Raw genomic sequence first — 18,506 nt, 5'->3', positions numbered from 1 at the left:
ATGAATTCAACGGCACAGGCGCTGATCGAATCCGGTCGCGTGACCGATCCCAACAGTCCCCGTGGCAGATTGCTGGCCCAGGCGGCGCACTTGTTCAAGACCCGTGGCTATGAGCGGACCACGGTCCGGGATCTGGCGGCTGCGGTCGGCATCCAGTCCGGTTCCATCTTTCATCACTTCCGGACCAAGGAGGACATTCTTTATGCCATCATGGAAGAAACCATTCATTACATCACCGCACGCATGAAGGCGGCACTGGCCGAGGCGGGTGACCCGGCTGCGCAGGTCAGGGCGCTGATCCGTTGCGAGCTGGAGTCCATTCATGGCGAGACCAGTGAGGCCATGACCGTGCTGGTCTACGAGTGGCGGAGCCTGTCCGAAGCCCGTCAGGCCCGCATCCTGAAAATGCGGGATGAGTACGAACAGCTTTGGCTGGATGCCCTGTCAGCGGCCCGGGAAGCCGGCTATCTGGATGCGGATGTCTGGGTGCTGCGGCGCTTTCTGACGGGGGCCCTGAGCTGGACCGTGTTCTGGTACAAGCCCGGCGGCAGCATGTCACTGGACGACCTGGCCGACCAGGCGCTGAAGATGGTCATTCCCTCAGCGTCGGCAGGCGGCCAGCACGCGCTTCTTTAACTCCGAGAACGGGACCGGCTTGAAGAAACAGACGACCCCGGCAGGCAGGCCCCCGTTGTTCTGAATATCCTCCTCATTCAGCGCGGTGACCACGATCACGGTACAGTGGGCGACGATACCGTTGCGCTCCAGCGTGCGCAGCATCTTGAAGCCATCCATGCCCGGCATGCTGAGGTCGGTCAGGATCACGTCGGGTTTGTGTTCCCCGATGCGCAGCAGACCCTCGAATCCGTTGCTCGCTGACAGAACCCGCGCCTCGGGCAGCCAGTCTTCAATATGTGCCTTGTAGAGGGCCAGCAGATCCAGATCATCTTCCACAACCAGTATGGTGGGCCTGTCCGCTTGCGATGACGCCTCCGGTTCAGGGGACTGCGTTTCTCCGGTCGCGCGGGCGCGCTCGGCGAGCATCTTCTCGACCGATGACAGGGCAATGCGGCGATGCCCGCCGGGCGTCTTCCAGGCCTGGAGGGCACCGGCCTCCACCCAGAGCTGTACGGTTCGCAGTGCCACGCCCAGCATTTGCGCGGCTTGTCGTGTGGTAATCAGTTTTTCGGCCATTCGGTGGCTCCATACATCAATACCGATAGTCTAGATATTCCTGAGCAGTTTGCAACTAAGTTCATTTCACTTGAATTAACGATTGTTATATTTATCATATATATCATATAGGCTATGCTGCCAGGGTATTCTGATGAGTTGGACCTGCCCATGACTGCCTTTCTTGACACACTGATGGAACAAATCCAGACCGAAATCCTCGAGCCGGTGGCTCAGGTGGCGGTTGCCGGTGAAGACCTGCCGGTCTCCGGCGGGATTGTCACGGAAACCGACGCCCGGTATCTCTGGCAGCGCACCACGGAGATCCAGCATTATCTGAGGTTGCTGTCACGTTATCCCCTGCCGGGCTGGGATAGCATTGAACTGGTCGCCTTCCTCCGGGCACTGGCGAATCAGGCAGCCAGCGTCACCGATGGCTACCGGCTGGAGATCACGGGTCAACCCTGCCGGATCCGGGGCAGCCAGTACTGGTTGAAGGAGGGGGTTCGTGCGCTGCTGCACCGGTTGCGCCAGCGCGGGGGTGTGCCCGACCGGGTGGAGGTCACCCTTGCGCGTGAGCCTGAGCGGATTCGGGTCGCCTGGCAGGCCAGGGTGGGTACCTACCAGCCCGCAGCACTGCGCGACCTGGATACGCTGATGCCCTGGCGGCTGGCGCAGTCGGTTTTCAGTGACCATCACGGACACTATCTGGAAACGGACACTGCGACGACCGTCTGTTCGGTACTCAGCCTGCCGGTGGCAGAGGACAAGTCTCTGCTATCCGAAGCCGGGCATCACCGTAAGGGCCTGCTCTCGCGTCTGGTTCAGCGACTCAGGTAGACGGGTCAGGCGGCAACCTGCACCTGGTTGCGGCCGCTTTCCTTGGCCAGATAGAGCGCGGAGTCGGCCTTGTCCAGAAGCCGTGCCGGTGTCATGCGTGCATCCGGCACGGCAGAGGCCACGCCAAGCGAGATGGTGACCTGAATCTCTTCGTTTCCGTTACGGATGCGCAGGTGTTCCACCTCGCTGCGGATGCGTTCTGCAACGACCCTTGCGCCCTCGCGCGGCGTGTTGGGGAGCAGGATGACAAATTCCTCGCCGCCATAGCGGGCAACGGTGTCGGCGGGGCGGTGGTTGCAGCCCTTGAGTGCCAATGCCACGGCCTGCAGGCACTGGTCACCGAACAGGTGGCCATAGGTATCGTTCAGGTTCTTGAAGTGGTCAATGTCAATCATGATGACGGAAAGCGGCACCTGCTCCCGCTGAGCCCGGCGAAATTCCATATCGTAGCGCTGATTGAAGAAGCGTCGGTTGTACACGCTGGTGAGTTCGTCAATGTGGCTCTGGCGCTCCAGTTTCCGGTTCGCTTCCTCAAGGCGTGACATGGCTTCCTGCAATGCCTGGGTACGCTCGCTGACCTGTTCCTCCAGCTTGGCGCTGTACTTGCGCTCGGCACTGAGTGCTTCTTCCTGGGCCTTGCGCGCCAGCTGTTCAAAGTGCAGGCGCTGGCGGCGTGCCTCTTCCCGCTCGCGACGCTGCATGTTGATGTATTCCCCCAGTGCAAAGGAAATCAGTACCACCTCCAGCGCGGTGCCGATCTGCAGTGCATGTTCGGTAATGGCATTGCGCGGCAGTATCTCGAGCTTGCTCAGCGCCAGCAGGATGGCCCCCACGAAGGAAGAGAACCAGGCCAGGGTGAAATACTGGGCTGCCCGGTCGGCCGCCAGGGAGCGTTTGATCCCGTAGACCAGGGCGCCGCCGTTGAGTGGCAGGGCGAGCAGAATCAGGCCGTAAATCAGGATGCGGTATTCGGCGAAGGGTGTGGCGGCCAGAATGATGAGGGCAATCAGGGCGCACAGGTTGAAGAACAGATTGCCCAGCGGCGCATGCTGCTTGAGTTGCAGGAAATTGCGGATGAACTGGGCCATGAAGAACAGGGTGGCACCGAGGGAAAGTGGCAGTGCCAGCTCGTTCAGCCGGATGTTCTCGGGCCAGAGGTGCTGAAAGGCGTAGCCTTGCAGGGTGAACTGAAACAGCGAGAAGCCACAGATGAAGCCCACGTAAAGCAGATAGCGAACCTGGCGGATGGAGAAAAAGAGGAACAGGTTGTAGATGGCCATGACAATCATGAAGCCATAGTAGATACCGTTGATCAGGATCACTCTCTGATTGTGGGCGTCGAAGGCTGTCGGGTTCCACAGGCGGATGGGCAGTTGTACGGAGGTGCCCGTCTGCACCTTGATGAACACCGTAATCTTCTGCAGCGGGTCCATGGTAATGGGCATGACAAAATTGGGGTGCACCCAGGGTCTGGAATTGAAGACCAGATGATCCCCCACGCGGTACTGGTGCAGCATGCGTTCGCCCTCGGTGATGTACACGTCTACCCAGTCCAGCACCGGATAGGCAATCTCAAGCAACCAGTCATTGGGTGCGTAGTCCGGATTCTCGATCTCCACCGCAAACCAGTATGTGGATGAGGAATAACCAAACGAGGGTACTTCCTGGTTGACCGGCTCCCAGAAGGGTACATTGTGCCGGAACAGGACGTCGAAGAAATTGATCTTGCCCGAGGGGTCCTCGAAATAGACCAGCTGAGGCCCGAGGTTGTAGTAGTCATCCTCAGGGCTGACGGAAAGCGTGCGGACTTCGGCGGCCTGCGCACTCCCTGCCCAGATGACCACCGTCAGCCACATCCACAGACAGCGGTGCAGTGCGAGACGGCGCATGGTTCATGATTCGGTTGTAATGGTGGTTTAAGCATAGTGCCTGAATGCGCATTGCGAAAAGGGAATGCGTCGCAAAATGTGGAAAGAGTGTAAAAAAACATAACAAAATGTACGGAAGAGTGAAGCCTTTCATGGCAAGACGGAGCGACAGCTCTTAGTCTGAGTGGTCTGTTATCCCGATGCGCGGCGTGGAAACCATGTCTGACTGCTACTGGCTGAAGTTGATGCATCCCTTCCGGCTTGTTCTGGTGCTGGTGCTGACCCTGTCGGCTGTCGGGAGTGTGGCCGCGGGTACCGTGGCCGATTCGGGAAGAGTACAGGTGGTGCCGGAATGGCGCTGGTTGCCTGCGGCTGACCTTGCGGATCCCGGGATGGCGCCCGGGGTCGCCTTCAGGCAGGGCGAACCGGCCACCACGCCGGGTGTCTACGCGTCAACGGACTTCTCGCACCGGTTGTTCGGCGGTGCGCCGGCCGGGCCGCGCCATGGGCTGCTGGTCGGCAGGCTGGACATTCCGGATGGCGCTCAGCCCAGATTCTGGTGGCTGCGCATGAGTCCCGTTGCCGCGGCCGTGCGTATTCAGATGGATGGCGAGGTGGTGGGTCATGCCGGGTGGCCTGCGGCGACGGGGTCGGATGAAGTGCCGGACATTCAGCCGCTCGCGGTGCCACTGGGGAACCTGTCGCCCGGCACGCACTGGCTGGTGCTGCAGATTTCCGGACATCATTTCAAGGAGGCCGCAGTCTGGGGGCCGGTGTGGCTGGAAACCGGCTCACCGCAGGACATGCCGTTACTCTGGGAGTGGATGCCGGCACTCCTGCAGATGGGCGCACTGGGGGTGACCGGTATCTTTCTGTTGTTGTTCGGGTATCGCACCGGACGGCGTCGGGCAGCCTGGTACCTGGCGCTGTTCGCCTTTGCGATGCTGGGGCGTCAGCTGTTGTCCGGGCATGTGCCGGAAGCCTGGTTCAGTACGGCAGGAATGCAACCGGGCGTGGCCCGCTTTACCCTGCTGATGCGGCTGGAGTTCACTTTTCTGTATCTGGCGCTCTGGGCCTACGCGCGGACACTGGAGGTGCTGTCGGAGCCGGGCAGGCGGGCGCGCAAGTGGCTGGCCGTGATCCGCGGACTGAGCCTGGCCTGCATTGGCGTGGTCTGGCTGTTTCCGCCGCAGTGGTTCAGCCTGACAGGGTCTCCCATGCAACTGGCCATACTGGCGGTCGTGGGCGTGACCGTGCGGGTGGGGTGGCAGGCCTGGTGCCTGCATCCGGCCCAGCGGCCGGTGTGGCTGACCATGCTGGCGGCAGTGGTGCTTCCCGTGGTTCATGATGTGCTGATCACGCAGTTCGTGATCAGCGGCGCGTCCTGGCTCGGGTATGGTGTGCTGGGACTGGCCCTGAGCCTGGCAGTGCTGGTGACGCGGCAGGTGTCAGGGCCGGATCCGGCGCCGGTTGCCGTGCATGCAAAGGATGCAGGCGTGGTCAGTGCTCTGGCTGTCACGGGACCGTTGATGTCGGTGCTGGGTGATTACCGTACGACTGCAAGGATACCCGCTCGGACGCGATCTTCAGAGGCCGGCCAACCGGAACCGGAGAGGATGCCGGAGGGCAGCATGACGCCGCCACGCCAGGCAGAACCGGGTGTCGATGACATGAGGCGGGCAAAACTGGTCGCGTTGCTGGCGCGCAGTCTGGCGCTCTGGGAGTTTCGTACCGGGCGCACCAAGGCTGATCTGGCGGAGCAGAGCCGGGCCTGGCGGGTCTATATTGATGGCGGCACGGCCAAGACCCGCACACTGGACAAGTACCTCAGCCTCAAGACCCTGCCGGCGCGCCCTCGCTGGCGCCAGGTCCTGCGTACGGCCGGATATGTGATCAATCACTGCGAGCTTGCCGAAGAGGAGCATGCCGAACTTTCTGCGCTGATCCGGGAGGTGGAGGCGGCCTATACGGATACGCCTGTGAAACCCGTCACAAATGCTTCCGAAACAGCACGTTATGCCAGTTGAGACGGGCCATTTTTACCTTTTTTGACACCTGAAGTCCCCTCGGTTTCGGCACACTTGTGCTTCCCGATAACAACAATGAGGATGGAAGCATGCAACAACTCAAACACAGGTTTGCATTTCTTGCGGGCCTGCTTCTCACCATTCTGGCCTCTGCCGTTCAGGCCGGACAGTACAGCAAGGTCTACATTTTCGGAGACAGTCTCAGTGATCAGGGAAATCTGGCCTCGGTGACGCAACCCTTTCCCAATCCGCCGTTCTTTGGCAACCGGGTGAGCAACGGTGCCGTGGCGGTGGAAGTCATGGCGGCCATGATGGGGTACACCCTCGAGCCCTCCCTGCATCTGGTCGGGCCGGAGCAGGGCACCAACTACGCGGTGGCCGGTGCGCGTTCCGGTACGGATGAGGCCATTGACCTGAATACCCAGGTCAACGCTTTCCTGCTCAATCATGGCGGTGTGGCGCCGGAGGATGCACTCTATGTGGTGTTCATCGGTGGCAACGATGTCCGCGCCGCACGTGATGAGGCGGATTTTTCTGCCGCTCTGGATATCCTCGGCACTGCGGCTGCAGGCGTCAAGACCAATCTTTCCAGGTTGATTGGTGCCGGTGCGCGCCATGTCATGGTCATCAATGTGCCGGATATCGGTGCCATTCCGGAGACCCGTCTGAAGAGCGAAGCCTTGGGCGAGCCCATGCTGCCGCTGCTGGCCACCTGGAAGACCATGATCTTCAACAGGAAACTCTCACGGGTTGTCCGTCAGGTGGAGAAGGATGCGGGGATCGATATCGTCGAAGCGGATCTGTTCACGCTGTTTGGCAATCTCCTGCGTGATGCGGACGCCTATGGATATACCAATACCACCGAAGCCTGCTTCAGCTCTCAGGCCATGAACTTCAATCCGGGCTGCAATTACGGTCAGAATTTCGACAGCTACATCTTCTTTGACGAGATTCATCCGACCAAGGTGACTCACCTGAAAGCGGGCCGGGTACTCTTTGGATTGGCGCCCTGAAAATAGCAAAAATACCATATTTATCACAGGGCCGGCGTTGTCCGGCTCTGTGCGTTTTTATTCGCAAATCCGGCCAGTTGGACTACACTGAACAGGGAAATATGGAGACTCTGTATGGCCGCCGAACTCAGACGCATTTTGTACGTGGAAGATGAGCCCGATATCCGGACCGTGGCAGAAATGGCCCTGGAAACCCTGGGGGGTACGAGGTCATTCTGTGTGCCAGCGGAGAGGAAGGGGTGCAGCGTGCGGCTCAGGAGCGACCGGATCTGATCCTTCTGGACGTGATGATGCCGGGAATGGATGGTTTTGAAACCTTCCGGGAAATTCGTGCCCAGCCCGGCTGCGCAGACATCCCCATCGCATTCATGACCGCCAGGGTTCAGCCTCAGGAGCAGGATAGCTTTCTCAAGATTGGTGCGGTGGGGGTGATCGCCAAACCTTTCGATCCGATGACACTGCCTGATCAGGTGCGCGCGCTCTGGGAGAAGGCCCATGCCGCTGAGTGACAAGACCGGCAAACTTGCCGAGGATCAGCTACGGGTACTCAGAGCCAGCTATGCCAAAGGGCTGCCGGAGAAAGTGGCACGGTTGCGGGAGCTCTGGAAGGCACTCCGGACGCGGAATCAGCCGCACGGCAAGGCCATGGACGATCTGCGGATGGAAGTTCATCGCCTGGCCGGTTCGGGGGCCACTTATGGATATACCCGCCTCTCCGGACTCATGCAGTCCATCGAGCAGAAGCTGGATCAATGGGCCGACTTTCCGGAAGACGCGACGTCGCTGATCATTGAACTGGATCGCCTGTTTGCCGCCCTGCGCGAGGTGACGCTTCCGGACGATCCCGGTGATGACCTGCAGGCGACCGAACTGTTCACGAAGCACATGGCCACTGACCGCCTGCATATCGTCATGCTCGCGGAGCCGGATGAACAGGCCAGCGATCTGCGGCGTTTGATGCGGCAGTACGGATTCGAGATCAGCTTGTGCAGCGCTCCGGAATGCGACTGTGTGGCGCAACTGGTGAAGGTACAGCCGGATCTCTTGCTCATTCAGGAGGCCGCGTATTCCGACTCGCTGATTGAGTCGCTCCGCAACCAGATGGAAGCCATGCCCTACATCATGGTGCTTGCCGGTGCGCCCCATCTTCTTCAGCGCGTCGGGTATTACCGGCGGGGGGTGCACAGTGTGCTGCCCTGGCCGGTAGACAGTACCGACCTGATAGCGAAAATCGAAAGCTGTTTTGCCAACGTGCGGGAAATGCCGTTCCGTGTGCTGCTGATCGACGATGATGTGGAACTGGGTTTGTATTATGCGCAAGTGCTCAGTTCAGCAGGGATGCTCACGCGGGTGGTGGGAGATCCGGAAGAAGTGGAGTCGGCTCTGGAAGAGTTCCGGCCGGACGTCATTCTCATGGATCTCTACATGCCGGAATACAACGGCATCGAGCTGGCCAGCGCCATTCGTCAGGACCCTGCCTTTTTTGGGGTGCCCATTATCTTTGCCTCGGTAGAAAAGGACATTATCCGTCATATCGGCCCCATTCGGGCTGGGGGGATGATTTTCTCATCAAGCCCGTGCCGGTGCCCTTCCTGATTGCGAGTATTGAAACCCGTGCCCGTAGGGGCCGGGAACTGCGGCGCATGATCAATCGTGACGGCCTGACCAATCTCCTCAACCACGTGGCCATCGAGGAAGTGCTGGAGCGTGAAGTGGCGCGGGCGGAACGCAATGAGTCGCCTCTGGTCTTTGTCATGCTGGATCTGGATCACTTCAAGCAGATCAATGATACCTATGGCCATGTCATGGGTGACAAGGTGCTGGTGGACTTCGCCCACCTGCTGAAAAATCGCCTGCGGCGTTCCGATTCGGTCGGACGCTACGGGGGTGAAGAGTTTTCGGTCATCCTGCCGGATACGGAGACGGACGAGGCCGTGCACCTGATTGATGCACTGCGGGAGAGTTTTGCCGGCATTGAGCACCGGCTCGGCAAGACGGGGGTCAATGTGACCTTCAGTGCCGGCCTGGCGAGCTGGAAGCCCGGCATGTCACCGGAGACGCTGCGACAGCAGGCCGACAAGGCGCTGTACCAGGCCAAGCGCAACGGCCGCAACCGGCTGGAAGTCTGGCAGGATAAGGAATAAGGCAAGGGGATGCCCCATGAAGGGAGAATACACACAGCGGCTGCTGCAATTGCGGGCACGTTACCGCCGTTCACTGGAAGAAAAGAGTACCCGACTGGGATTGCTGAAAGAGGATCTGAGGCAGGATGGGGCGGAAAGCCTCGCCGCCCTGGCTCAGTTGCTGCACATGCTCGCCGGCAGTGCGGCCGTGTTCGGCCTGAGTCACGTCAGTGCCCATGCGGCCCTGATCGAACGACAGGTGCTGGCCCAGAAAGAAGGCGCCAGCGAAGAAGACAGGCAGGCACTGTCCGCAGCACTGGATGAGCTGATCGCGGAAATCCGGGCGCTTGCCTCACCAGAGAAGGTGGCCTGGCTGGAAGAAGAGCCGATAGCGGGTGCGCGCCAGGGCCGGCCGGTCATGGTGCTGGAAGATGACCACCTGTATGCCGAATGGCTGAAGACGCAGATCGAGTCCCGCGGTTATCGCGTGGAGTGCCATGCGGACGCAAGCCGTCTGGAAGCACGGCTTCAGAGTGTCGAGCCGCTGGCACTGGTTGTGGACGTCATGCTGGAGGAAGGCGACCTGAGCGGGCTGGAGTGCCTGTCCCGCATCGGCGCGCAGCGTTTGGCTGACGACAAGCCTCCCTTGCCTGCCGTGGTGGTCAGCCTGCGTGACGACTTTGAGTCACGCCTGAAGGCCGTGCGTGCCGGGGCAACCTGGTATCTCACCAAGCCCCTGGATGTGGATCAGCTCTTTCTGGCACTTGAGGAACTGATCGAGAAACGACCACGGGAGCCCTACCGGATCCTGCTGGTGGATGACGATGAAGACCTGCTGAAGCTCTACCAGCTCTTTCTGGAAGAAAAGGGTATGGAGGTCAGGACCGAAACCGATCCCCGCAAGGTGCTGGATGTCATCAACCAGTTCCGCCCCGAACTGATCGTGCTGGATCTGTACATGCCTGAGTGCAGTGGTATCGAGCTTGGACAGGTAATTCGTCAGCATCACCGTCTGGCCAGCATCCCCATCGTGTTTCTGTCATCGGAAACCAATCCTGAAAAGCAGCTTCAGGCGGTACGTGTGGCAGGAGATGACTTCCTGACCAAGCCCATCGAACCCTGGAAGCTGACCCAGGATCTGCTGGCCCGGGTGCGCCGGGCGCGCATGGTCAACCGCTACATCCGTTCGCTGGTCAAGGATCTGGCCTACAAGGAGCGCCATGATCCGCTGACCGGGCTGCCGAACCGAAGCGTGTTCGAAGCCCGGCTCAAGGCGGCCATGGAGCGGGCCCGGCGCAAGCGGCAGGGACTCATGGTGCTGATGCTGGTGGACATCGACAATTTTCAGCACATCAATGACGTCTTCGGGCACGAAGTGGGCGATGCCCTGATCCTGGACATGGCCCAGCGGCTCGGTTCGGCCCTGCCCCGACAGGCGGTGTTGAGCCGGGAAGGCGGAGACGAGTTTGCCATTCTGCTGACCAGTCTGCCGGACTTCGAGCGGGTGCGGAATCTGTGCGAGCACCTGAATCGCATTGCGGCCATGCCGTTTTTCGTCACCGGCCAGGAAATTGAACTGACACTTTCCATTGGCGTGGTGATCTATACCGGCAAGGAAACCAGTGGTCCTAAGGATCTGATCAAGCATGCGGATACGGCACTTTATCACGCCAAGGCGACCAGCAAGGGCGGGTATGTCTTTTTTGAAGAAGCCATGGCCAGAGCCTTGCGTGAGCGTGTTGCACTGCTCCATGACCTGCGCCGGGCCACGGTTCAGAATCAGCTGGTGCTCCATGTCCAGCCCCAGTTCGACTGCCGGACGGGGCAGATCTGCGGCGCGGAAATGCTGATTCGCTGGCAACATCCGGAACGCGGGCTGGTGCCCCCCTCCGAATTCATTCCGGTTGCCGAATCCACCGGGCTCATCCAGCAGATCGGTGAGTGGGTGCTGGAACAGTCCGCCCGGGCCGTGCAGCACTGGCACGAACATTGGGGATGGCGACATCCGGTTGCCGTCAATGTCTCGCCCGGCCAGTTTGCCCGCGTTGATTTTGTGGAGAATGTCGCTCGCATTTTGCGCCAGTCGCGCCTCCCTGACGGCCTGATCGAAATCGAAGTGACCGAAGGGGTGCTGGCCACCAATCACCAGCAGGCAGTGGAGACCCTCAATCGCCTCAAGCGACTGGGGGTGCGGATTGCCATTGATGACTTCGGTACCGGGTATTCCAATCTGGCCGCACTCAAGAGCTATCCGGTGGATCTGCTCAAGGTGGATCGTTCCTTTGTGGACGGATTGCCCGATGATGAGCACGATGCGGCGATTACGTCCACCATTCTGAACATGGGGCGCAACCTGGGCTTCCGGACCCTGGCGGAAGGTGTGGAAACCGAAGCCCAGCTGGAATGGCTGCGCAACGCCGGGTGTGACGCCATGCAGGGTTACCTTAAAGCACGACCGATGGCACTGGATGCCTTCGAACGCCAGTGGCTGACGCACCTGGCCAATGGCAACGCCTGAGAAGGATCGTGACCCCTGATCAGGCCCGGGGGCGTCTCACGCGCCAGGCGTCCACGCTGAACCTGCCGGCACCGTGAGCTGCGAGAATGAGAAAACCGCCGGCAATGGCCACATTCTTCAGAAACATCAGGTACTGAATCGAGTCGTCCGGGTTGCTGTGAAACAGCACTGCGGTGAGCAGGCTGAACCCGGCAAAGGCCAGGGCAACGAGGCGCGTCTGAAAGCCCACCAGCATGAACAGGGCACCGCCGAGTTCAAGCAGGATAACGGCCGGAAGCCATTCGGCGGGCAAGCCGCCGGATGCCATGTATGACGCATTGGCTTCGTAATTCTGGATCTTGTTCAGTCCCGAAAGCAGAAAAATCAGTGAAAGCCCAAGCCTGCCGAGTACATCAAGCAGCGCAACGGGCAGGTCACTGTACGCATCCGGGGTATTGGACAGCAGAAGTGAACGCATGACATCTCTCCGCAGATCATTGTGGTGAGGGCGCAGGGTGGTATACTCCCCGACGTGACTCTTGGACAAGGTCGGAACGATGAAGTTCACCATTATTCCTGTGACACCCTTCGAGCAGAACTGTACGCTGATCTGGGACGAGGCCACCGGCAAGGCGGCCATTGTGGATCCGGGCGGGGATCTGCCGCGTATCGAGGCGGCCGTCAGCAAGGCGGGCGTGATCCCGGAGAAGGTGCTGATCACGCACGGACACATCGATCATGCCGGTGCAGCGGCGGACGTGGCGGAACGCTATGGTATTCCCATAGAAGGGCCCGAATGGGAAGACCTGTTCTGGATACAGGGGCTGGCCCAACAGGGGGCCATGTTCGGATTCGGCGCCGTACGCAGCTTCATGCCGGATCGCTGGCTCAAGGATGGTGAAACCGTGACGGTGGGGACGGAAACCCTCCAGGTGATTCATTGCCCGGGGCATACTCCGGGGCATGTGGTGTTCCATTCGGTGCCGCACCGCCTTGCCCTGGTCGGGGATGTCCTGTTCAACGGTTCCATCGGGCGAACGGACTTTCCCAGAGGCGATCACGCGACCCTGATCCGGTCCATCAAGACCAGACTCTTTCCCCTTGGGGATGATGTGCAGTTCATTCCCGGTCACGGCCCCATGTCCACCTTCGGCCACGAGCGGCGCTACAACCCCTTCGTCCGCGATTAATCGGTCAGCAGCGACCGGGCGCCGGGTGCTGCCGGTGCGGGTTCATCCTGCATGAGGCAGCGCGCCACCGCCAGCAGGCGGGATTCCTGCCAGTGGCTGGCCATCAGCTGAAGCCCCACCGGCAGGCCGCAGCCATCCTGACCCACAGGCAGAGTGAGTGCCGGGATGCCGGACAGGTTGCCCACGAAGGCGAAACGCATCAGTGCGGTCAGGGTCTTCAGATCGGACTCCCCGTCCGGCAATGCCGACTCCGGGATCGGCGGCGCGGTGATGCCTGTCGTCGGTGTGACGAGCAGATCCACCTGCTGAAACAGGTTGTTGAGCGTATCCATCAGTTGCTGGCGCACCTGTTGCGCACGGACATAGTCGGCAGCGGTAAAGGCGCGTGCCATGGCCAGGTTCAGGCGGGTTTCCATGCCAAAGGCCTCAGGTGTCCGCTGGAAGGCTGACCACACGCTGGCCAGCATTTCGCTGGCAATGGTGACCGCATGGGCCACCCGGGCATTGTCCAGATCCTCCGGCATGACCGCGTGCACCTCCGCACCCAGTTGCTTCATGCGTTCAACCCCGAGCTGGCAGGCCTGAACGACCTCGGGGGAGGCATCGCTGAACCAGGGGGTATAGATGCCGATCCGGAGCCCCCTGAGATCCGGATACAGGTCCAGCGTGACCATTGGCTGATGCAGGGTATGGCTGTCCATCACGTCCGGCCCGGCAATGAGGCTGTAGACGATGGCCAGATCATCCGCTGTCAGCCCCATGGGGCCGATATGGGCGACGGAAGGGCAGAGCGGAAAGGCACCGTGTTCGCTGACCCGCCCCCAGGTGGGCTTGAGGCCGCTGATGCCGCAGAGCGCAGCCGGGATGCGGATGGATCCGCCTCCGTCGGCCCCCAGGGCCACAGGACAGAGCCCGAGTGCTACCGCCGCGGCACTGCCGCTGGATGATCCTCCGGTGTAGCGGGTCATGTCCCAGGGATTGCGGGCCGGGCCGTAATGGGTGTTGTGGCCCGTCACCCCCATGCCGATTTCATGCATGTGCGTTTTGCCGATGAAAAGCGCGCCGGCCTGTCGCAGTCGCGCACAGGCGGTGGCATCGTCCTGTGCCGAGCCATCCTGCCCGAAGACACGGGTGCCGGCGGTTGTCGCATAGGGCACCAAGTCGAGTTCGTCCTTCACTGCCACCGGTACGCCATCCAGAAGACTCAGCGGCCGTCCCCGCTGCCAGCGTTGTGTCGATTCCCGGGCCTGGGCCCGGATGTTCTGGTCATTGCGGAACACGACGGGATTGAAGGGCGTGCGGTCAAGCTCTTCCAGCCGGGCGATCAGGCGCTCTGCAACGTCCGAAGGCGTTGTCCGGCCCTCGCGGTAGGCGGCGTGGAAATCCAGGATGCCCGGCAGGCGGGTGGGCAAGGGGGCCTTGACCAGAGCGTCCAGGACCCGGGCGGGCGGTTGCCCGATCGGGGCACCCGTGGCAGCCAGGTTGACGGGTTGCATGAGGGGCGGTGTATCCAGAGGCTGGCTCCGGAAACGGGGCAGGCCCGCTTCGCGCAGCAATGTGTATTCGATGAAACGACGTGTCAGCGGGCTGTCCAGCGCCGCAACAAGTGACTTGAGCGCGCGTCCGCGGAGTTTCGGAGCGCGCACGGATTTCAGGGTATAGGACATGACCGCGCACTCTGGTGAGGTTCAACTATACTCAGCATATCAGAGCCTCGCTGTCAGGTCATGGTCGGTCTGTTCAGTCGGGTGCAGGAACGAGGAGCGCGAGTGATGAAGACATTACGGATCCTGACCGGAGTGGCCTGCCTGATCGCATTGGCCGGGCTGAGTGCATGCGGAGGTGGTGGCGGCAGTTCGGGATCGGGTAGTGATGGCAAGACGGCACTGTATACGGTCAGCGGCCAGCTCACCACACCGGAATTTGCGGTAAGGGATGCGGATGTGCCGGTTGAGGGTGCGCTGACGCCGGGCAACAACACGGATGCGGAGGCCCAGCCCCTGCCCAATCCCTTTGTCGTCGGGGGGTACGTGTCGCCAGCCGCGCAGGATTCGGGCACCTTGCACTTTCCTCAGGATACGGCGGATATCTACCGGGTCTATCTCCACCAGGATGACAGTGTGCGGCTGGACTATTTCAGTGCACTGTCCTCTGCTTCGCCAGGGCCGCTCTCCGCACTGACGCTGGAAATGGAGCCGGAGGCAGATGCCGCTTCGGGGAAGCAGACTGACGGCGCTGCCGGTTCGCCCCTGAAACTCACGGCGCAGGTGGCCGGCTATCACCTGATCCGCATTCGCCTGAACACCGGCACCACACCCGTCAGCTATGTGCTGAGTCTGGGCGGCACCGGTACGTCAACGGCTGCTTCACCTTATGGTGGCCTGAATTTCGTGCCGGGGGAGGCGCTGGTACAGTTCCGGGGCGATGTGCCGGCCATGCGTGCACTGGGCAGTGGTGTGGAGGTCATTGCCGGTGACACACGTTTCGGGTTTCATGTCCGGCAACCGGGTGTCGTCCGCTCGCTCTCCGCAGCGGGGGACCTGTCCGCCAGGCTGGCAACGCTGGCCTGGATTGAAAGCCTGCGGACTCGCCCGGATGTGGCGTGGGCGGAGCCGAATTACCTGCGTCGGGCGGCTTTTGTGCCCAATGATCCCCTCTACGCAGACTATCAGTGGGCCTTGTCCGAAAGTCTGAACATGGCATCGGCCTGGGATCGCATTCCTGCGCCCGGTGAAGGCGCTGTTGTGGCCGTGATCGATTCCGGTATCGTGAAATCGCACCCGGAACTCGCCGGACAACTGGTGGAGGATGCGGACATGTATGACTTTGTCTCCGCTGCCAGCCTGGATCTGGACGAGACACCCGGACGGGATCCGGATCCGTCGGACCCGGGTGACAAGGCTTACGGCACAACAAGTTCCTTTCACGGTACCCTCGTGGCGGGCGTCATCGCCGCATTGACCGACAACGCCCGGGACGGGGCTTCGGTGGCAAGTCACGCGCGCATCATGCCGCTCAGGGTACTGGGGAAAAACGGGGAGGGCACGGATGCGGATATCATCGAGGCCATCAAGTTTGCTGCGGGCTTGCCCAACGCTTCGGGACGGCTGCCCTCCCGGCCGGCAGATGTGATCAACCTGAGTCTGGGGCAGGCAACACCGGATACGGCGCTGCAGAATGCCATTGATCAGGTGGCGGCGTTGCCCGATGCGCCCATCATTGTCGCTGCCGCGGGCAACGAGGCCACCTCGGTGCCTTTCTACCCCGCAGCGTATGACAACGTGATATCCGTCAGTGCACTCACGCGCGACAATACGCTGGCGACCTATTCCAACTATGGCTCCACCATTGATGTGGCCGCACCGGGCGGTGATACCGGGGATCCGATCCTGACCACCGGAGCGGTGGAGCAGGGCGGCGGTCTTTATACGGGGCCTTTCCTGGCGTCCGGCACGTCCATCGCCGCGCCCCATGTCTCTGCCGTGGCGGCCATGATCCGTGCCAAACGGGGCAGCAGCTTTGGCCCGCAGGCCTTTCGCAGTCTGCTGGCAGACATTACCGATGATCTGGGAGATCCGCTCAGGTTCGGAGCCGGGCGCATCAATGCCGACAAGGCTGCACTCAAGGCGCTGGATCCGGACGCCGAGCTGGTCTCGGCCGATGTCACGCGTCTGCTGCTCGGTAGCCCGACGGATACGGCGACCTTCACATTGTCCTGGCCGTCAGGACGCACACCGGTGATTGACAGTGTGACGCCGACCACGCTTAACGGCGGTGACTGGCTGAGCGTGGAAGAAGTGGGTACCAATGCGGATGGTTCGGTCACCTGGCGTGCGGGCGTCAAACCGGGCACTGAACTGCCGACCGATACCCGTCTGACGGGCGTCATCGATATCGTGACGCCCAACAACACGCTGCGGCTGACCGTGAACTACCTGCAGACCACCGCCGCCATCGCCTATGGCGACGTGGGGACGGTGTATGTCCAGCTCCGGGACACCCAGGATGACAGCCGGGTCTACGAGGTGGCGGTGGCAACGCAGGGAGGCAGTCCGGCAGCCTTCAGCCTGAGCGGCATCCCGGCAGGCACTTACATTCTGCTGGCCAGTACGGACCGTGATGGTGACAATGTGATTGCCGAGGATGGTGAAGCCGTGGCGCTCTATCCCGTGACCACGGATCCTCAGGAACTGACCATGGGCGGCAGTCTGACGGGCTTGTCGCTTGGGCTCAGCTACCGGACACCGGTCGCTTCATCGGCCGGTTCGGGAATTCCCACCGCGCTCGCCTGACGTCTCCCCATTTTTTCAGAAGGTGCCATTCAACCTTTTGACTTTAAGGGGAAAAACGTGATGTGGTAACGGAATCGGGGTTTCCCTCCAGGTACAATGTGATTGCCTATAAGTCACTGAACCCAAAGGAAAACCCCGATGCCTTACCATGCCACAGATCGGACAAAATGGAAAGCCCGCCTCTGCAGCCTGATTGACCAGGCACCTGAACAGATCACACGGCCTGTGAGAAAACTCATGGCAGAGGTCACTTTCGGCATCCTCACTTCCGGTTCCCTCACGCAGGCAGAGATTGCCCGCACACTCAATGAGCCATGCAGACTGCACCATACCCAGAAGCGCATCTCCCGCATGCTGGCCGGACACAGTGAAGTGGCCTGGGCCGCAGAGCAGGTGCAGCTTGCGCACGTCAGCCGGCACGTCACGCAGGACATGATCCTGGCCATTGATCCGGGCGATCTGAACCGTGACGGCGCACCGAAAAGTGAATGGCGGGGCCGCGTCAGGGACGGCGATACCGGAGAAATTGTCGGCGGATATCCGCTGATGACCGTGGTGGCACGGGATGTCCGGCGCGGGAAGACGCTGCCGTTGCTGACCCGCCTGAATACCCCGCGGCGCACGGCATTCAGAAGCGAGAACCATGACATTCTCTCGGTGATGGATGAAGTGAGCCGGCATATCCGGAAGGATCTGCTCTGGGTGATAGACCGGGGAGGCGACCGGGGCATCCTGTGGGATGCCTGGATCCGGTGTGAGCGCCAGGTGCTGGTCAGAGCGGCCAATCAGCGCTACTGGTGCTGGCGGGACCGCCATAAAACAGCGCAGCAGATTGCCCGTGAACTGCCGCTGAAGCATCAGGGGCAGCTCAGACGGGGAGGCCCCCGCGTCAGGTTTGGTATCACCCGGGTGATGCTGCGAGAGCATCCGGACAGCCCCTTGTGGATGATTGTCGTCCGCCATGACCGCCCGGAGCCTCTGGTGCTGGTTACCACGCGTCCGGTGCGCGGAAGGCGACAGGGAGAGCGCATGATACATGCCTACATGGACCGCTGGGCCTGCGAGGAAGGCTACCGCTTTACCAAGCAGGGCTTTGCGCTGGAGTCTGTACCGGCACGGCGCTTCACCACACTTCAGAATCTGGTTGCGCTGGCGAGTCTGGCCTGGGGACTGCTTGCCGTCTGGCAGGACCGGGATAGCTGTCTGATCAGAAGTTCACGCCGGCAAAAGCCGGACAAGGCGCTTAAGTTCCCGTTCTACAGCCTGCTCAAGGGATGGCAGAACCTGTTCAGAGGTGCACGGGTGCTGTTCTGGCCACTTTGGCGCAAACGAAAAACACGAAGTCTGATTGATGACTTGTTTGCCCGAAATGGTTCTCTCGCCACGGGGCCGGGGTAAAAAATGGGGAGACGCCAGCGCGCTCGCACCTTGACCTTTGGCCCCGGATGTGTACTCTGGCGGAGCACTCAACCCATCCGGAGGC

The 18,506-nt window shown here is 61.2% G+C and carries 16 protein-coding genes; 12 read left to right on the top strand and 4 right to left on the bottom strand.

Annotated elements, in window-relative coordinates; all coding sequences use genetic code 11:
* Positions 1-636 (top strand): TetR/AcrR family transcriptional regulator, encoded by a 636-nt coding sequence (locus AAIA72_RS07355; RefSeq protein ID WP_369602754.1) that lies wholly within the window; start codon positions 1-3, stop codon positions 634-636.
* Here the strand turns inward: AAIA72_RS07355 and AAIA72_RS07350 are convergent.
* Positions 601-1,194: a response regulator gene (locus AAIA72_RS07350; RefSeq protein ID WP_369602753.1), complete on the bottom strand. Its 594-nt coding sequence runs from the start codon at positions 1,192-1,194 to the stop codon at positions 601-603. The two genes, AAIA72_RS07355 and AAIA72_RS07350, sit on opposite strands and share 36 nt — an antisense overlap.
* 150 nt (positions 1,195-1,344) lie before the next feature.
* Here AAIA72_RS07350 and AAIA72_RS07345 point away from each other — a divergent pair, with 150 nt between their 5' ends.
* The gene (locus tag AAIA72_RS07345) at positions 1,345-2,013 is read left to right on the top strand and encodes a hypothetical protein (protein ID WP_369602752.1); all 669 of its coding nucleotides are present in this window, start codon (positions 1,345-1,347) and stop codon (positions 2,011-2,013) included.
* Between the two features lie 5 nt (positions 2,014-2,018).
* On the opposite strand, the gene AAIA72_RS07340 is transcribed toward AAIA72_RS07345, so the two are convergent.
* Positions 2,019-3,902, bottom strand: coding sequence for a diguanylate cyclase (locus AAIA72_RS07340; protein ID WP_369602751.1), 1,884 nt, complete (start codon positions 3,900-3,902; stop codon positions 2,019-2,021).
* A gap of 197 nt (positions 3,903-4,099) precedes the next feature.
* Here AAIA72_RS07340 and AAIA72_RS07335 point away from each other — a divergent pair, with 197 nt between their 5' ends.
* The 7 genes from AAIA72_RS07335 (at position 4,100) to AAIA72_RS07305 (ending at position 11,562) form a co-directional block, all read left to right on the top strand.
* The gene (locus tag AAIA72_RS07335; RefSeq protein ID WP_369602750.1) at positions 4,100-5,908 is read left to right on the top strand and encodes a hypothetical protein; all 1,809 of its coding nucleotides are present in this window, start codon (positions 4,100-4,102) and stop codon (positions 5,906-5,908) included.
* Positions 5,909-5,997: 89 nt separating this feature from the next.
* Positions 5,998-6,921 (top strand): SGNH/GDSL hydrolase family protein, encoded by a 924-nt coding sequence (locus AAIA72_RS07330; protein WP_369602749.1) that lies wholly within the window; start codon positions 5,998-6,000, stop codon positions 6,919-6,921.
* A 114-nt stretch (positions 6,922-7,035) separates the two neighbouring features.
* Entirely contained in the window at positions 7,036-7,194 is a 159-nt protein-coding gene (locus AAIA72_RS07325; RefSeq protein ID WP_369602748.1) for a hypothetical protein, read from the top strand.
* On the top strand, positions 7,161-7,430 hold the full coding sequence (locus tag AAIA72_RS07320) for a response regulator (RefSeq protein ID WP_369602747.1): 270 nt from the start codon (positions 7,161-7,163) through the stop codon (positions 7,428-7,430). Before AAIA72_RS07325 ends, AAIA72_RS07320 begins: the two co-directional genes overlap by 34 nt.
* Positions 7,417-8,517, top strand: a complete 1,101-nt coding sequence (locus AAIA72_RS07315) for a response regulator (protein WP_369602746.1) — start codon at positions 7,417-7,419, stop codon at positions 8,515-8,517. The genes AAIA72_RS07320 and AAIA72_RS07315 overlap by 14 nt, the downstream gene beginning before the upstream one ends.
* 47 nt (positions 8,518-8,564) lie before the next feature.
* A complete protein-coding gene (locus tag AAIA72_RS07310) occupies positions 8,565-9,065 on the top strand; it encodes a GGDEF domain-containing protein (protein WP_369602745.1) in 501 nt (166 codons plus the stop codon).
* Positions 9,066-9,081: 16 nt separating this feature from the next.
* The gene (locus tag AAIA72_RS07305) at positions 9,082-11,562 is read left to right on the top strand and encodes an EAL domain-containing protein (protein WP_369602744.1); all 2,481 of its coding nucleotides are present in this window, start codon (positions 9,082-9,084) and stop codon (positions 11,560-11,562) included.
* A gap of 19 nt (positions 11,563-11,581) precedes the next feature.
* Here AAIA72_RS07305 and AAIA72_RS07300 read toward each other — a convergent pair whose 3' ends face one another.
* On the bottom strand, positions 11,582-12,019 hold the full coding sequence (locus AAIA72_RS07300; RefSeq protein ID WP_369602743.1) for a DoxX family protein: 438 nt from the start codon (positions 12,017-12,019) through the stop codon (positions 11,582-11,584).
* 79 nt (positions 12,020-12,098) lie between these two features.
* Here AAIA72_RS07300 and AAIA72_RS07295 point away from each other — a divergent pair, with 79 nt between their 5' ends.
* The gene (locus AAIA72_RS07295) at positions 12,099-12,731 is read left to right on the top strand and encodes an MBL fold metallo-hydrolase (RefSeq protein ID WP_369602742.1); all 633 of its coding nucleotides are present in this window, start codon (positions 12,099-12,101) and stop codon (positions 12,729-12,731) included.
* Here the strand turns inward: AAIA72_RS07295 and AAIA72_RS07290 are convergent.
* Complete coding sequence (locus AAIA72_RS07290; protein WP_369602741.1) at positions 12,728-14,398, bottom strand: amidase; 1,671 nt, start codon at positions 14,396-14,398, stop codon at positions 12,728-12,730. The two genes, AAIA72_RS07295 and AAIA72_RS07290, sit on opposite strands and share 4 nt — an antisense overlap.
* A 105-nt stretch (positions 14,399-14,503) precedes the next feature.
* Here AAIA72_RS07290 and AAIA72_RS07285 point away from each other — a divergent pair, with 105 nt between their 5' ends.
* Both AAIA72_RS07285 and AAIA72_RS07280 read left to right on the top strand, forming a co-directional pair.
* On the top strand, positions 14,504-17,023 hold the full coding sequence (locus AAIA72_RS07285; protein WP_369602740.1) for a S8 family serine peptidase: 2,520 nt from the start codon (positions 14,504-14,506) through the stop codon (positions 17,021-17,023).
* A gap of 237 nt (positions 17,024-17,260) precedes the next feature.
* Complete coding sequence (locus tag AAIA72_RS07280) at positions 17,261-18,421, top strand: hypothetical protein (protein WP_369601481.1); 1,161 nt, start codon at positions 17,261-17,263, stop codon at positions 18,419-18,421.
* Positions 18,422-18,506: the final 85 nt, after the last annotated feature.

It is taken from the genome of Thermohahella caldifontis (genome assembly GCF_041153465.1).
GTDB classification, from domain to species: Bacteria; Pseudomonadota; Gammaproteobacteria; order Pseudomonadales; family Oleiphilaceae; genus Thermohahella; species Thermohahella caldifontis.
The sequence above is the reverse complement of the archived record's forward strand: the minus strand, read 5'-3'. Positions and strand labels throughout refer to the sequence as shown.

Excerpts from the sequence above, each read along its gene's own strand:
- AAIA72_RS07355 (WP_369602754.1), top strand. The coding sequence starts at position 1 with ATGAATTCAACGGCACAGGCGCTGATCGAATCCGGTCGCGTGACCGAT.
- AAIA72_RS07350 (WP_369602753.1), bottom strand. The coding sequence starts at position 1,194 with ATGGCCGAAAAACTGATTACCACACGACAAGCCGCGCAAATGCTGGGC.
- AAIA72_RS07345 (WP_369602752.1), top strand. The coding sequence starts at position 1,345 with ATGACTGCCTTTCTTGACACACTGATGGAACAAATCCAGACCGAAATC.
- AAIA72_RS07340 (WP_369602751.1), bottom strand. The coding sequence starts at position 3,902 with ATGCGCCGTCTCGCACTGCACCGCTGTCTGTGGATGTGGCTGACGGTG.
- AAIA72_RS07335 (WP_369602750.1), top strand. The coding sequence starts at position 4,100 with ATGTCTGACTGCTACTGGCTGAAGTTGATGCATCCCTTCCGGCTTGTT.
- AAIA72_RS07330 (WP_369602749.1), top strand. The coding sequence starts at position 5,998 with ATGCAACAACTCAAACACAGGTTTGCATTTCTTGCGGGCCTGCTTCTC.
- AAIA72_RS07325 (WP_369602748.1), top strand. The coding sequence starts at position 7,036 with ATGGCCGCCGAACTCAGACGCATTTTGTACGTGGAAGATGAGCCCGAT.
- AAIA72_RS07315 (WP_369602746.1), top strand. The coding sequence starts at position 7,417 with ATGCCGCTGAGTGACAAGACCGGCAAACTTGCCGAGGATCAGCTACGG.
- AAIA72_RS07310 (WP_369602745.1), top strand. The coding sequence starts at position 8,565 with ATGATCAATCGTGACGGCCTGACCAATCTCCTCAACCACGTGGCCATC.
- AAIA72_RS07305 (WP_369602744.1), top strand. The coding sequence starts at position 9,082 with ATGAAGGGAGAATACACACAGCGGCTGCTGCAATTGCGGGCACGTTAC.
- AAIA72_RS07300 (WP_369602743.1), bottom strand. The coding sequence starts at position 12,019 with ATGCGTTCACTTCTGCTGTCCAATACCCCGGATGCGTACAGTGACCTG.
- AAIA72_RS07295 (WP_369602742.1), top strand. The coding sequence starts at position 12,099 with ATGAAGTTCACCATTATTCCTGTGACACCCTTCGAGCAGAACTGTACG.
- AAIA72_RS07290 (WP_369602741.1), bottom strand. The coding sequence starts at position 14,398 with ATGTCCTATACCCTGAAATCCGTGCGCGCTCCGAAACTCCGCGGACGC.
- AAIA72_RS07285 (WP_369602740.1), top strand. The coding sequence starts at position 14,504 with ATGAAGACATTACGGATCCTGACCGGAGTGGCCTGCCTGATCGCATTG.
- AAIA72_RS07280 (WP_369601481.1), top strand. The coding sequence starts at position 17,261 with ATGGCAGAGGTCACTTTCGGCATCCTCACTTCCGGTTCCCTCACGCAG.